Origin of the sequence: uncultured Streptomyces sp. (assembly GCF_947488945.1) — a bacterium.
Lineage (GTDB): Bacteria > Actinomycetota > Actinomycetes > Streptomycetales > Streptomycetaceae > Streptomyces.
Window position 1 is genome coordinate 59,799 of sequence record NZ_CANLBS010000007.1, and the last position, 14,835, is coordinate 74,633.

The following is a 14,835-nucleotide window of genomic DNA, read 5'->3' on the forward strand; positions in this document are numbered from 1 at the left end:
CCCTCGCCGTACCCGGCCCCTCCGGGCCGTACATCTCCAGAAGCGAAATCCTCGGAAATGGTTACGGCGCACCGGCGGCGAATACCGTTTCGTGATCCGGATCGGAGGAAATTACGCGGGGAAGAACCTGGAGTTCGAGCGCAGTTCACCAGGTGATTCCCCGGACCGTGGAACGATCAATTCCGCCCATGTTGCAGATCATCCGACGAGCGTGACCGGATGAAGGTCCCGCAGGGGTGCGCGTTCCGCGCGGGAGGAGCCGCCGGACGCGTGGGGGATCACGCGTCCGGAGGCTCTTCCCGGCACGCACCGCCGCGCCGGTCCGCGGGCACCGGCGCCCGCCGGGCGAGCGGCCACGGGGGAGGCCGGTCCCCGCCGGTCAGCGCAGCGAGCGGTGCTGGTCGGGCGCGGTGGCCGGGCCCGGGGTGGCGTCGGCGATCCAGGGGCCGTCGCCGCTCGGGTCGAGGACGCCCTCCTCCAGCCAGGTGTACGTACCGGAGAGCACGCCCTCCACCACCCGGCGGTCCAGGTCGTCGGTGTTGGCGCGGAGCCGGGTGAACAGCTCCTCGACCCGGACCCTGGCCTGCCGGCAGAAGACGTCGGCGAGCTGGTACGCCTCGCGGCCGTGGTCGTCGGCCTCGCGCAGGTGCTCGGCGCGGACGCAGGCGGCGCTCATCGCGAACAGTTCGGCGCCGATGTCGACGATCCGCCCGAGGAAGCCCTGCTTGGTCTCCATCCGGCCCTGCCAGCGGGACATGGCGTAGAAGGTGGCGCGGGCGAGCCGGCGCGAGGTGCGCTCGACGTACCGCAGGTGGACGGCCAGGTCCCGGTGCCCGGACGGACGGAACTCGGCGTAGGAGTGCGGGAGCTGCCCGGCACCGGTCACCAGCCGCGGCAGCCAGCGGGCGTAGAACCCGGCGGCGTCCGCACCGGCCTTCGCCTTCGCGGAGAGCGGCTTGTCCGGGTCGATGAGGTCGCCGGCGACCTTCAGGTGGGCGTCGACGGCCTCCCGGGCGATCAGCAGGTGCATGATCTCGGTGGAGCCCTCGAAGATCCGGTTGATCCGCATGTCCCGGAGCATCTGCTCGGCCGGGACGGCCCGTTCGCCGCGGGCGGCCAGCGAGTCGGCGGTCTCGAACCCCCGGCCGCCGCGGATCTGCACCAGGTCGTCGGCGATCCGCCAGCCCATCTCGGAGCCGTAGAGCTTGGCGAGCGCCGCCTCGATCCGGATGTCGTTGCGGTCCTCGTCGGCCATCCGCGAGGAGAGGTCGACCACGGCCTCCAGCGCGAAGGTGGTCGCGGCGATGAACGAGATCCTGGCGCCGACGGCCTCGTGCCGGGCGACCGGGCGGCCCCACTGCTCGCGGGCGGCCGACCACTCGCGGGCGATCTTCAGCGACCACTTGCCGACGCCCACGCACATCGCGGGCAGCGACAGCCGGCCGGTGTTGAGGGTGGTCAGCGCGATCTTGAGGCCGGCGCCCTCGGGGCCGATGCGGTGCGAGGCGGGGACGCGCACGCCGTGGAAGCGGGTGACGCCGTTCTCGATGCCGCGCAGCCCCATGAAGGCGTTGCGGTGTTCCACGGTGATGCCCGGCGAGTCCGCCTCGACCACGAAGGCGGTGATCCCGCCGCGCCGGCCCTCGTCGGCGGGGACGCGCGCCATCACGACGAGGAGGTCGGCCACGACGCCGTTGGTGGTCCAGAGCTTCACGCCGTCCAGGACGTACTCGTCGCCGTCGGGCACGGCCGAGGTGGCGAGCCGGGCCGGGTCGGAGCCGACGTCGGGCTCGGTGAGCAGGAACGCCGAGATGTCGGTACGGGCCAGCCGGGGCAGGAAACGGTCCTTCTGCTCCTGGGTGCCGAACATCTTCAGCGGCTGCGGCACGCCGATCGACTGGTGGGCGGAGAGCAGCGCGCCGACGGCCGGACTGGCCGAGCCGGCCAGGGCGAGCGCCTTGTTGTAGTACACCTGCGAGAGACCGAGGCCGCCGTACTTCCGGTCGATCTTCATGCCGAGCGCGCCGAGTTCCTTGAGGCCGTCCACGACCTCGTCGGGGATGCGGGCCTCGCGCTCGATGAGCGCGCCGTCGATCCGCCGCTCGCAGAACTCGCGCAGCCGGACCAGGAACGCCTCGCCCCGCCGGACGTCCTCGGGCGGCGACACCGGGTGCGGATGGATGAGGTCGAGCCGGAAGCGGCCGAGGAAGAGCTCCTTGGCGAAGCTGGGCTTGTGCCAGTCCTGCTCGCGCGCCGCCTCGGCGACCCGGCGCGCCTCGCGCTCGGTGACCTCGGGGCGGGCGGCCGGGGGAACGTCGCGGTCCTGGGCGTGGTCCCGGTCCTGGTCCTGGCTCCGGTCCTGGCTCCGGTCCTGGCTCCCGTCCTGGTTCCGGTCGCGGTCCCGGTCCTGGGGAACGTCCTGCGGTACGTGCGGTGCGGACATCGGTTCACCTCGCCGCTGGGCGGGTCGGGGGCGGCCTGACGGACTGCCGACCGGTCGCCGCGGGGCGGGTACCCGATCGGTACCACTCGTCCGTATCTACCGGATCCGGACAGGGGCCACCACCCCGCGCGCACCCCGCGACGGGCAGGGCCTCGGGGCGGTGTCCGCCGCTCCCCCGCCCCTGCGGCCCGGCGCCGGGAGCACGACGGTGTTCGGCCGTCCGGGGGTGCCCCGGACGCACGGAAGGCGGGCAGCAGCCCCCGCACAGTGGGCTGCTGCCCGCCTTCCGTCCCCGCCCGGACCGTCGCTGTCCTCGCGGAGGGCGGGCGGGGGGCCGGAGGGCCGCCGGGTGCGGCGGCCGGCTGGGCTAGAGGGCCAGGCCGGTGAGGACCAGGACGCGCTCGTAGGTGTAGTCGTCCATCGCGTAGCGGACGCCCTCGCGGCCGACCCCGGACTGCTTGGCGCCGCCGTACGGCATCTGGTCGGCGCGGTAGGACGGCACGTCGCCGATGATCACGCCGCCGACCTCCAGGGCGCGGTGGGCGCGGAAGGCGGCCTGCAGGTCGTGGGTGAAGACACCCGCCTGGAGGCCGTACTGGGAGGAGTTGACGGCCTCGAACGCCTCGGCCTCGCCGTTCACCTTCTGGACGTACATGACCGGGCCGAAGACCTCCTCGGTGGCGAGGGTGGCGTCGGCGGGCAGGCCCGCGAGGACGGTCGGGGCGTAGGTGGCCCCGTCGCGCTTGCCGCCGGTGAGCAGCTCGGCGCCGGCCGCGACCGCCTCGTCCACCCAGGACTCGACGCGCTCGGCGGCGGCCTCGCTGACCAGCGGGCCGACGTCGGTGGCGGCGTCCGACGGGTCACCGGTGACGAGGGCCTCGGTGGCGGCGACGATCCTCGGGACGAGCCGGTCGTAGACCGAGGCGTCCGCGATGACGCGCTGCACCGAGATGCAGGACTGGCCGCCCTGGTAGTTGGAGAAGGTCGCGATGCGGGAGGCGGCCCAGTCCAGGTCCTGGTCGGAAGACCAGTCGCCGAGGACGACGGCCGCGCCGTTGCCGCCGAGCTCCAGCGTGCAGTGCTTGCGCGGCACGGACTCCAGGATGGAGTAGCCGACCGGGCCGGAACCGGTGAAGGAGATCACGGGCAGCCGCTCGTCCTGGACGAGGGCGGGCATCCGGTCGTTGGGCACGGTCAGCACGGACCAGGAGCCGGCCGGCAGGTCGGTCTCGGCCAGCAACTCGCCGAGGACCAGCGAGGAGATGGGCGTCGCCGGGGCGGGCTTCAGGATGATCGGGGCGCCGACGGCGATGGCCGGGGCGACCTTGTGCGCGCTCAGGTTGAGCGGGAAGTTGAAGGGCGCGATGCCGAGCACGGTGCCGTGCGGGAAGCGGCGGGTCAGGCCGAGACGGCCGGTGCCGCCGGCGTCGGTGTCCAGCCGCTGGGCGTCGCCGCCGTTGAAGCGGCGGGCCTCCTCGGCCGCGAAGCGGAAGACGGAGACGGCCCGGCCGACCTCGCCGCGCGCCCACTTGATCGGCTTGCCGTTCTCCGCCGAGATCAGCTGGGCGATCTCCTCGGTGCGCTCGACCAGGCGCTTCACCACGTGGTCGAGGGCGGCGGCGCGGACGTGCGCCGGAGTGGCGGCGAACTCCTCGCGCACGGCGTGCGCGGCGGCGACGGCCTCCTCGATCTGGGCGTCGGTCGGCACACTGACGGTGCCGACGAGCCGGCCGTCCCAGGAGTTGGTGACGTCGAAGCTGTCCTCGCCGGTGGCGCGGCGGCCGGCCAGCCAGAAGGCGTGGGTGGAGGTCATGGAGGTCCGGCCCTTCGGGTCGTGGGTGTCGTGTGCCCACCGTAGGGCGGCCGGACGGCCAGGTGGTTTGTCCGGGATGGAGCGCCGGAGCGGGCGAACACGCCGGTTCGTCGGGGGCGCGCCCGCGTGCGTGCGCCCCTGCGGCCCCCGCCCCGCGCGTCCCGGTCTGCGTGTCCCCGTCCGCGTGCCCCCGGTCCGGGCGCGCCCTCCGGACGTCCGTTACGGCCGACCGGTCGCCCCGGACCGCCGTTGTCGCGCCGGGGCCACCGTCACGGCGTGGTCGGCGGGCTGGCGGACGTGGCCTTGAGGGCCAGCCAGAGCTCCATCCGGACGTCCGGATCGTCCAGCGAGCGACCGAGGATCTCCTCGACCCGGCGCATCCGGTAGCGCAGGGTGTGCCGGTGCACGCCGAGGTCGGCCGCGGCGGCGTCCCACTGGCCGTGCCGGGAGAGCCAGGCGCGCAGCGACTCGACGAGGTCGCCCCGCCCCTTCTTGTCGTGCTCGCGCAGGGCGCGCAGCAGCCCGTCGGCGAAGGCGCGGACCGCGTCGTCGGCCAGCAGCGGCAGCACCGACCCGGCCGCCACCTCCTCGTGCTCGACCAGTGCCCTGCCCCGCCGGCGGGCCACCGTGAGCGCCTGTTCGGCCTGCTTGTACGCGAGGGAGACGGTGACCGGACCGGCCGGGGCGGACAGGCCGACCACGGTCTGGCCGTCCTCGCCGCCGGGGTCGCGGGCCGGCCGGACGTCCTGCGCGGCGGCGTACGCGTGGCAGGCGGCGGCGACCGCCCCGCCGTCGGCGGCGAGCACCACGAGCCGGTCCCCCTCCGGGACGGTCAGCAGGGGCTCTCCGCAGCGGGCGGCGGCGGCCTCCAGCGTCTCGGCGAAGGGGTCGGTGCCGGACGGCGCCGCCGCCTCCGCGATCAGCAGCCGGAACGGCGCGTCGAGCAGGCCGCCGTACAGGTCCCCGGCGACGGCCCGCGCGTGGTCGGGCTGGCCGGACAGCAGCATCCGCAGCACCGCGGCGCCCAGGCGCTGCTCCGCGCCCTGGAGCGACCGGGAGCGGGCGGTGGTGAGGGTGAGCAGGGCCACCGCGGAGTGCACCGCGTAGCGTTCGGCGGTTCCGAGGGCCGAGCCGGTGCCCACCGCGAGGGCGCCACGGGCGCGGCGGCCGGCGCCCAGCGACTGGAGCTCCACCCGGTCGTCGGCGTCCCCGACGACGACGCTGGCCGGGGCGGGGCGGTCGCGCAGCCGCTCGACGTCCGGGGTGATCCGGGCGGCGCGGCGGGCGGCCCAGTCCGGGGCTGCGGCGACGACCGCGCCCGAGGTGTCGTAGAGCGCGGCCCAGCCGTCGACCTGCGCGGCGAGCCGGGCCAGCAGCACGGCCGGGCCGTCCCCGGCCACGGCGGCCTTGGTCAGGTCCCGCTGCGCCTCGAAGCCCGCGGTGACGGCCCGGTACTGGTCGGCGGCGATGGCGGCGGAGACGGCCTTGGTGATGGCGATGAAGGGGGTCGGGCGCGGCACCTCCAGCAGCGGCATCCCGGCCTCCTCGGCGGCGGCGGTCAGCGCCTCGGGGATGTCGTCGTAGGCGACGCCGACGGCGAAGCCGAGCCCGGCCACCCCGGCGTCGGTGAGCCGCCGGACGTAGCGCCGCATGGCCTCGGGGTCGTCGGCGGGCAGGTTGGTGGCGGTCACCAGGAGGAGTTCACCGCCGTCCATGTACGGAACGGGGTCGGCGAGTTCGCTGGCGTGGGCCCAGCGCACGGGGGTGTCCAGCCGGTCGGCTCCGGCGCGCACCGTGAGCTTGAGCGCCGAGTGCTGGACCAGTGAGGCGAGCGTGGGGGGCATGGACCGGAAAACCTTCACATCGATTGCGCCGTCCCGTCCGAACGGTCACCTCCGATTCTGCCAGGGCGGCGAAGTGCCGGGGACGTCGGAGGGCTCGCGCGGGCACGGGTGCGCCGGAGCGCGGCCACGTGGACCGCGGGCGGCTCGTCCGCCCCGCTTCTCGACCGCCCTCGGCGGCCCGCGGTCCGCCGAGGGCGGTCGAGGCCGGACACGTGCCGCAAGACCCTCGGGCACCGCCTCTCCGGCGACCTGCCCCCTTTCGGGGAGGGGCCCAACGGCCCGCCGCCGCACGGGACATGACCCGGACCCGCGCTTCGCCGGCCGTACCGCTACGGTGCGCCCATGACATCTGATACGTGGGACCGCTTCGGCCTCTTCCGCGCGGAGGCCGAAGCGCGGGGCGTACCTGCCGAGGATGTGGAGCGGTGGCTGGCCACGGCCCGCCCCTGTCTGACGCTGACGCCGGCCGACGAGGAGGGCGGGCCGGTCGTGGGCCGGTTCGGCGGCCCCCTCCTGCTTCCGGCCGACGCCCCGGACCCCGTGCATCCCCATGTCGCCTCCGTCGACCTCGCCGCGCTGCCGGCCGGTGCGACGGACCTGCCCCTGCCCCCCGACGGCCACCTGCTGTTCTTCGCCGCGCTCGAGCCCGACGGCGTAGGGCCCGCGGGCGGCGTCGTCCACGTCGCCGCGGGTACCGCGGTCACGCCGCGGGACCCGCACGCCTGGAACACCGCGCACGCCGCCGACGACGACAAGGTGTTCGCGGACTATCCGCAGGGCCCGCTGCGGGCGAAAGCCGACGTGTCGCTCCCGTACCACCAGTTCGTCGTTCCCCCCGGTGAGCGGGAAGCCTTGTACCTCCCCGAGCACCCGCGCTGCTCGGACCTCGTGGAGGTCTGGGAGGACACGCAGGACCGCATCGCCCCGTCGGGGCCCCTGCAGATCGGGGGGTACGCGGACGAGGAAGCCGTCGAGTTCGACCCCGTCGACATCGCCGCGTCGACGGCCGCGGAGGCCGTGGAGGCGGGTCACTGGGACGGGCCGGTCTCGGCCGACGCCGCGGACTGGGTGCTCCTCGCCGACTGGTACGCCGGCAGGCACGTGCGGAACCGGGAGGGCTCCACCGTCCATTGGGTGATCCAGCGCGAGGATCTGGCCGCGCACCGCTTCGAGCGCGTGTTCACCACCGTCTTCTGGAACCCCTGACCGCCGGGGCGCCGTCAGCCGCGCAGTGCCACCAGCATCGGCGGGGCGTGCTCGCCCGCCGCGGTGGTGACCGAGACCACCGCGTGGCCCGGCGGGAGTTCGTAGGCCAGCGCGGAAGCCGACCAGCGCTCCCGCTCGACCTGCCGGACGGTGACCGCCTCGGTGGTGACCGCCTTGCCGGTGGCCATCTTGCGCAGCCCGTGCAGGGCGCGGGTGAGCGGCTGGTCGGCGAAGACGCCGTGCTCGGCGACCTCGCGGACCTCCACCCACTCCTTGCCCCAGGCCTCGGCGAACCGCTTGCCGTCCCAGGTGGTGACGCCGGAGAGGGCCGCCTTGCAGCCGACCGCGCCCAGCAGCGCGGTGTGCAGCTCCTCCGGCACGTCGTCCAGGGTCCGCAGGGCGAGGACGACCCCCGCGTGGGCGGACCGCAGCAGCCTGATGCCCCGGACGGCCTCGGCGGAGACGGCCTGGGTGGCGTCGTCCAGGACGAGGCAGAGGAACCGCGCGCGGTCGGCGCGGGCCTCGGCGACCGCGGTGAACTGGGCCAGCACGAGCCGGGCCAGCATCCGGGAGGCGTCGGCGTGCCCGCGCTCGGGCAGGTCGACGCGGACCCGCAGCGGGTACTTCTCCAGGGCCCGCAGCGAGAACGGCCGGGCGTCGTGGCCGGTGGCGAAGAAGCCGGCGAAGGCGGGCCGGTCCAGCACCGCGATCCGGTCGGCGAGGGCCGCCGCCGGGTCGCCGGCGCTGCCCGCCTGACGCACCCGGACGTCGAGTTCGCGGAGCATCGGGCCCTGGCCGGCCGCCTCCAGCGCCTGGCGCAGCGCGGTGAGCGCGGCGGCGGACCCTTCCAGGAGTTCGCGGAGTTCGGGCACGCCGGGGAACCGGCCGTGGGCGGCCCGGAACGGGCCGAGGAGCTGGCCGAGCACGGTGGCGGCGCGGCGGCTGTCGACGGACGGGGTGTCGCCGACCAGCCCCTGGGCGAGGACGGCTGCGGCCTCGTCGGGGTCGGTGGTGCCGCCGTACAGGTCGAGGTCGTGCGCGGAGGCTGGATCGCCGATCTTGACGACGACGTCGTACGCCTCGTCCGGCCCGAGCCGGCCGCCGCTTCCACCGACCGCGACCACCGCGGCGCGGCCGGTGAGCGCCGCGAGCGAGAGGGACTCGACGACCGGGCGGATCACCCGGGTGGTCTTGCCGGAGCCGGGCGGGCCGACCACCAGGAGGGAGGTGCCCAGCAGGGCGGGCTCCAGGGCGGCGCCCGCGCCGCGCAGCGGGCGCGGGTTGCGCGGGTCGTCGGCGCAGTCGCCGATCCGGACCTGGCCGGTGAGCGGGTCGTGCGCGACGGTGCGCAGCGGCAGGTCGCGGCTGCCGGAGGGGTGGAGGAAGGCGTCGCTCCCACGACGCAGCACCGTCTCGGTGAAGGAGGCGAGCCGGTCGGGGGCGTTCCGGGCGGTGTCCCAGGCGTGGCGCACCCGCACGCAGTCCACGTCGTTCAGCCGGCCCCCGTGCACGGCGGCGGTGAGCGCCTCGGCGGCGTCGGTGAGGCCGGCCGCCCGCAGTTCGGGCCAGTACGCGGCGGCGGTGCCGGGCTGTTCGGGTTCCGGGCGGGGCCGGTCCTCGCGCGGGGACCCGCCGCGGCGCCGGCGGCGGACCGCGTCGGGCCACCGTCCCAGCCGGGCGAAGGGCCACACCACCGCGGCGGCGATCAGCAGGCTGAGCAGGTTGCCGAAGAGGCCGGCCACGTAGCGGTTGCCGCCGCCCTGCAACCAGCTCTGCGGGAACAGCGCGATGACCACGTCGAGCGGGACCCGGTCGGTCAGCACCAGCCAGAGGGCGATCACCGCGCCGGACACGGAGACCAGCAGACGGGCGCGGGCCGGGTCACCCTTGGCGTAGAAGTGGTAGACCCCGGCCCAGTTGCCCACCCGGGCCGCCCAGAGTCCGGCCAGCAGGACCAGGGCCTGGTTGTAGAGGGTCTGGATCGACCAGGCGAGGCTCGGGACGCCGGGGCGCAGCCGGTCGAAGGTCCACCACTCGCCGGGCGTGAACATCACCAGGGGGTAGCGCACGTAGGGGACCCGCATGTCCACGAGCAGCACCCAGACCACCAGCCAGAGGGCCAGCGCGATGGCGGGGGCCAGCAGGGAGGGGCGCCGCGGCTGCTCGGCGGCTTTGGGCCGGTGGCCGTACCGCCACACGCCGGGCGCCACGGCGGGCCGGGGCGCGTTCAGCCACTGGACGGTCGTGGCGGCCGCCCGCGGCGGCGCGGCGGGCATCGGCGGCGGGGCCGGCGGGCCGGCCGGGGGCGGCACGTGGGGCAGGCCGGGCGGGGGCGCCGGGTGCCGGCGGCCGTCCGGGAGGCCGCCCTCCCACCGCGCACCGCGCGTGCCCCTCGCACCCTGCGCGTCGTCGTCCATGAACCCCTGCCCCCTCGACCTGCCGGTCCGTCCACTGCCGCCCTGCCCTGCCCGGACCAATCTAGTGTCCCCGTACGGGGAGTTCAGCAACGCGGCCGCAAAGGCGGGCGTGCCGGACCGTCCCGGCCGGCCTCCGGCCACCTGTCCGCCGCGGACAAGGACACGCCCCCACCACTCCCGATCGGAGCATGACCCCGCCGCGGCGTCGCCCCTAGCCTGCGTAGGAAGCGTCCGAAACATCCCCCAGGAGCCCCTCATGACCGCAATCCCGCAGGAGCGCCGCGTCGTCACCGCCATCCCCGGCCCGAAGTCGGTGGAGCTGCAGGCCCGCCGCCTCGCGGCCGTCGCCGCGGGCGTGGGCTCCACGCTGCCCGTGTTCACCGCCCGCGCGGGCGGCGGGATCATCGAGGACGTGGACGGCAACCGGCTGATCGACCTCGGTTCCGGCATCGCCGTGACGTCGGTCGGCGCCTCCGCCGAGGCCGTCGTGCGCCGCGCCTCCGCGCAGCTCGCCGACTTCACCCACACCTGTTTCATGGTCACCCCGTACGAGGGGTACGTCGAGGTCTGCGAGCAGCTCGCCGAGCTGACGCCGGGCGACCACGCCAAGAAGTCCGCGCTGTTCAACTCCGGCGCCGAGGCCGTCGAGAACGCGGTGAAGATCGCCCGCGCCTATACCAAGCGCACCGCGGTGGTCGTCTTCGACCACGGCTACCACGGCCGCACCAACCTGACCATGGGCATGACGGCGAAGAACATGCCGTACAAGCAGGGCTTCGGCCCGTTCGCCCCCGAGGTGTACCGCGTGCCGGTGGCGTACGGCTACCGCTGGCCGACGGGCGCCGAGAACGCCGGCGCCGAGGCGTCCGCCCAGGCGATCGACCTGATCAACAAGCAGATCGGCGCGGAGAACGTCGCCGCGATCGTCATCGAGCCGGTGCTCGGCGAGGGCGGCTTCATCGAGCCGGCCAAGGGCTTCCTGCCGGCCGTCGCGCAGTTCGCGAAGGACCACGGCATCGTCTTCGTGGCGGACGAGATCCAGTCCGGCTTCTGCCGTACCGGCCAGTGGTTCGCGTGCGAGGACGAGGGCATCGTCCCGGACCTGATCACGACCGCCAAGGGCATCGCGGGCGGTCTGCCGCTGTCCGCCGTCACGGGCCGCGCCGAGATCATGGACGCCGCGCACGCAGGCGGCCTCGGCGGCACCTACGGCGGCAACCCGGTCGCCTGCGCCGGCGCGCTCGGCGCGATCGAGACGATGCGCGAGCTGGACCTCAACGGCAAGGCCAAGCGCATCGAGTCGGTCATGAAGGGCCGGCTGGCCGAGATGCAGGCCAAGCTGCCCAACGGCGACATCATCGGCGACATCCGCGGCCGCGGCGCGATGATCGCGATCGAGCTGGTGCGGTCCGGCACGACGGAGCCGGACCCGCAGGCCGCCGCCGCGCTCGCCAAGGCGTGCCACGCGGAGGGCGTACTCGTGCTGACCTGCGGCACCTACGGCAACGTGCTGCGCTTCCTGCCGCCGCTGGTCATCGGCGAGGACCTGCTCAACGAGGCCCTCGACGTGATCGAGCAGGCTTTCGCCACCGTCTGAGATGTGCGAACGACCGGTCCCCGTGGAAGCCTTCTCCACGGGGATACCAGGCGAGCGGGTGAGGGCGTGTGAAGAACGTGTGCGGGGCCGATGGCGGGATGAGGTTCCCCCTGTCCGGGGGCCGCGGGTTGTCGTACGGTTTCCGCAGATGAGAGAAACGCCCCGCCCGCAGGAGACTGCGGGCGACATCGGGCCGGAGCTTCCCCGGCGCCTGCCCGGTGGTGCCTTGGCGCACGTTGCCGGAGCCTCTGGTTCCGGGTCTCCTCACCGATCGGACGGCCGCCCGCCCCACACCCCCCGGGGCGCGCGGCGCACCGATCCCGCCGGCCGTCCCGGAACAACCCCCCCTGTTCCCGGACGGCCGGCCCCCCTCCTCCTTCTCGGCGTGCCGGTGCTGGCCGTCCTCTTCGCGCTGACCACCTGGCAGGTGGCGGTCTCCGGTCCGCTGCTGCGCCTCGACGAGCGCGTCGGCCACCGGATGTTCGGCCGCGGCCCCTCCTGGCTCAGCCAGTTCTGCTCCGACCTCGGCGGGATGCAGGTCGCCCTCCCGGTACTGGCCTGCGCGCTGATGTACGCGCTGTGGCGCGGCGCCCGCCGCACCGTGCTGTGCGCGGCGCTCACGATGATCGCGGTCCCGCTGCTGGTCATGCCCCTGAAGTTCGGCGTGGACCGCCAGGGGCCGCTGGTCCCGTACACCGGCTACTACCCGTCCGGGCACACCGCGACGGCGGCGGTGGCCTACGGGGCTGCGGCGCTGCTGCTGATGCCGTACGCGCGCAGGCGGTGGCCGCTGCCGGCCGCCGCCGCGGTGCTGACGGCGGCGACCGGCTCCGGTCTGGTGCTGCACGGCTACCACTGGCCGCTGGACGTGCTGGGCAGCCTGTGGCTGTGCGGGCTGCTGCTCTGCCCGCTGTACCTGCTGACCGTCAGCTCCCGAAGTACGCGTCGAAGTTCTGCGCGAACGCGTAGCCGTTGAAGCGGTCCCAGTTGATCGACCAGGTCATCAGCCCGCGCAGCGCGGGCCAGGTGCCGTGGGTCTGGTAGGTCCCGCAGTCGGTCTTCTTCGTCAGGCAGTTCAGCGCCTTGGTGACCTCGGCGGGGCTGGTGTGGCCGTTGCCGGCCTGGGTGGAGGCGGGCAGTCCGATCGCCACCTGCTCGGGACGGAGCGCGGGGAAGACCTTCGTGGCGTCGCCCGCGACCGGGAAGCCGGTGAGCAGCATGTCCGTCATGGCGATGTGGAAGTCGGCGCCGCCCATCGAGTGGTACTGGTTGTCCAGACCCATGATCGAGCCCGAGTTGTAGTCCTGGACGTGCAGCAGGGTCAGGTCGTCGCGCAGGGCGTGGATGACCGGGAGGTACGCCCCGGCGCGCGGGTCCTGGCCGCCCCAGGGGCCGGAGCCGTAGTACTGGTACCCGAGCTGGACGAAGAAGGTCTCGGGGGCCATGGTCAGGACGAAGTCCGGCCCGTACTTCGCCTTCAGCGACTTCACGGCGGAGATCAGGTTGACGATGACGGGGGTCGTCGGCGAGCGGAAGTCGGTGTCGCCGGTGTTCAGCGAGAGCGAGTGGCCCTCGAAGTCGATGTCGAGGCCGTCGAGGCCGTAGGTGTCGATGATCTTCGACACCGAGGTGACGAAGGCGTCGCGGGCGGCGGTGGTGGCGAGCTGCACCTGGCCGTTCTGGCCGCCGATGGAGATCAGCACCTTCTTGCCCGCGGCCTGCTTGGCGGCGATGGCCGCCTTGAACTGCGCCTCGCTCTCGACGTTCGGGCACTCGGCGACCGGGCAGAGCGAGAAGCGGATGTCGCCGGAGGTGACGGAGGTCGGCTCGCCGAAGGCGAGGTTGATGACGTCCCAGGAGTCGGGCACGTCCGCCATGCGGGTGTAGCCGGAGCCGTTGGCGAAGCTGGAGTGGAGATAGCCGACCAGCGCGTGGGCGGGCAGCCCGGCGCCGCCACCGCCGCCTCCCCCGCCGCCGGCCGGGGTGGTGACCGTGGTGGCGGCGGAACGCGGCGACTCCCCGGCGGAGTTGGTCGCCGATACCTGGAAGCTGTACGCGGTCGAGGCGGCGAGGCCGGTGACGGTCGCGGAGGTCCCGGTGACCGACAGGGCCTTGGCTCCGCCCCGGTAGACGGTGTAGCCGGTGGCGCCGGGGACGGCGGGCCAGGACAGCGGGACCGAGGTGGCGGTGGCCGTGCCCGCGGTGGGCGCGGCGGGGGCGGCGGGCACGGTGACGGGGGCGCCGCCGGGGCCGACGAGCGACAGGTCGTCGGCGTAGTAGGCGGGCATGCCGTACCAGCCGTGGGTGTAGACGGTCACCGAGGTGGTGGAGGCGCCGGTGGTGAAGGCGGTGGTCAGCTTCTGCCAGTCCCCGGCGGAGGCGGTCCAGGTGGAGACGTCGGTGGTGCCGGTGCCGCTCGCCCCGAGGTAGACGTAGGAGCCGCGCACCCAGGCGCTGAGGGTGTAGGCGGAGTTCGGTCTGACGGTCACCGTCTGGGCGCAGCGGGCGTGGTCGCCGGCGGTGGGTGTCGCCTTCAGGGCGGAGGTCCCGGTGTGCACGGGGGTGGTGACGGCGGTGGCTCCGGCGGGACAGTTCCAGCCGGTCAGACCGGCCTCGAACCCTCCGTTGGCGGCCAGTTCGGCGTCGGCCGCCCCGGCCGCGGGCGCCACCGCGACGAGGGCGCCGGCCCCGAGGAGGGCCGCGGACAGGAGGGACAGCAGACGGGTGAAGCGGGCGGGGGGTCCGGTGCGTTCCACAACAGCCTCCGTACGGGGGGTGGTTGGACGTGGCGCGCACAATTTGGTCCAGACCAATCAAGTTGTCAAGACCACTGGCGTTCGCGGGCGCCGGCGCACTGCGGAAATCCCGGGGGCGGACCCTCGCCGCGCGGTCCGCGGCGGCCGGGTCACCCGTCGCCGCGCCCGCCGGGTTCCTCCCGTCCGCTCTCCCGGCGGGCCGCCGCGCCCGCCGCCTCGTGCATGGCGAGCTCCAGGACGGTGGCGTCGGTGAGCGTTCCGGACCCGTCGGGCGGAACGAGCCAGCGCACGCCGCCCGCCGGGCGGGCCGGGTGGGGGACGACGATCCAGGTGCCGCGGCCCGCCCCGCGCACCCCCGTGCCGATCCAGCGGCCGACCGTGCCCGGCGGCACGAAGAAGCCCATCCGGGCGTCGCCGAAGTCGGCGAGGACCGGGCCGGGCCGGTCGATGAGCCGGGTGAGCACGTCCAGCGTGGGGTAGCCGAGCTCCCCCGGCAGGATGAGCACGTCCCAGCGCCTGCCGGCGGGCAGCAGCGCCACCCCGTGGGGGCTGCGCTCCCATTCCCACCGGCAGACGTCCGGATCCGGCGCCGCCGAGGCGAGCCAGTCGACGGCCGCCCTGTTCTCCCCCGAGCCCGACATGCCCGTCATGGGTTCCTCCCTCGTCCGATGGCACCGGCGGCCTTTCCGCGCCGGTGCGTGCACGGATGAGAGAGCGGTGGGGCCGGATCATGACGCGGGTTCCGCGCATCAGCCGGGT

At 74.6% G+C, this 14,835-nt stretch carries 9 protein-coding genes; 3 read left to right on the forward strand and 6 right to left on the reverse strand.

What is annotated here, in order from left to right:
- Positions 1-379: 379 nt before the first annotated feature.
- The 3 genes from Q0994_RS13075 to Q0994_RS13085 form a co-directional block, all read right to left on the reverse strand.
- Complete coding sequence (locus Q0994_RS13075) at positions 380-2,443, reverse strand: acyl-CoA dehydrogenase family protein (RefSeq protein WP_299533230.1); 2,064 nt, start codon at positions 2,441-2,443, stop codon at positions 380-382.
- A 367-nt stretch (positions 2,444-2,810) separates the two neighbouring features.
- Positions 2,811-4,256 carry an aldehyde dehydrogenase family protein gene (locus Q0994_RS13080; protein ID WP_299533233.1) on the reverse strand — a complete coding sequence of 482 codons (1,446 nt, stop codon included), beginning with the start codon at positions 4,254-4,256 and terminating at the stop codon, positions 2,811-2,813.
- Between the two features lie 269 nt (positions 4,257-4,525).
- A complete protein-coding gene (locus Q0994_RS13085) occupies positions 4,526-6,100 on the reverse strand; it encodes a PucR family transcriptional regulator (protein WP_299533236.1) in 1,575 nt (524 codons plus the stop codon).
- A 342-nt stretch (positions 6,101-6,442) separates the two neighbouring features.
- Here Q0994_RS13085 and Q0994_RS13090 point away from each other — a divergent pair, with 342 nt between their 5' ends.
- Positions 6,443-7,306, forward strand: a complete 864-nt coding sequence (locus Q0994_RS13090; protein WP_299533239.1) for a DUF1963 domain-containing protein — start codon at positions 6,443-6,445, stop codon at positions 7,304-7,306.
- Between the two features lie 14 nt (positions 7,307-7,320).
- On the opposite strand, the gene Q0994_RS13095 is transcribed toward Q0994_RS13090, so the two are convergent.
- Positions 7,321-9,723, reverse strand: a complete 2,403-nt coding sequence (locus Q0994_RS13095) for an ATP/GTP-binding protein (protein ID WP_299533242.1) — start codon at positions 9,721-9,723, stop codon at positions 7,321-7,323.
- Positions 9,724-9,979: 256 nt separating this feature from the next.
- Between Q0994_RS13095 and gabT the strand changes: the two genes are divergently transcribed.
- Positions 9,980-11,320: a 4-aminobutyrate--2-oxoglutarate transaminase gene (gene gabT, locus Q0994_RS13100; RefSeq protein ID WP_299533245.1), complete on the forward strand. Its 1,341-nt coding sequence runs from the start codon at positions 9,980-9,982 to the stop codon at positions 11,318-11,320.
- A 148-nt stretch (positions 11,321-11,468) separates the two neighbouring features.
- Positions 11,469-12,296, forward strand: coding sequence for a phosphatase PAP2 family protein (locus Q0994_RS13105; RefSeq protein ID WP_299533248.1), 828 nt, complete (start codon positions 11,469-11,471; stop codon positions 12,294-12,296).
- Here the strand turns inward: Q0994_RS13105 and Q0994_RS13110 are convergent.
- Entirely contained in the window at positions 12,247-14,076 is a 1,830-nt protein-coding gene (locus tag Q0994_RS13110; protein WP_299533251.1) for a chitinase, read from the reverse strand. The two genes, Q0994_RS13105 and Q0994_RS13110, sit on opposite strands and share 50 nt — an antisense overlap.
- Before the next feature lie 149 nt (positions 14,077-14,225).
- Positions 14,226-14,717: a hypothetical protein gene (locus Q0994_RS13115; RefSeq protein WP_299534126.1), complete on the reverse strand. Its 492-nt coding sequence runs from the start codon at positions 14,715-14,717 to the stop codon at positions 14,226-14,228.
- Between the last annotated feature and the right edge of the window lie 118 nt (positions 14,718-14,835).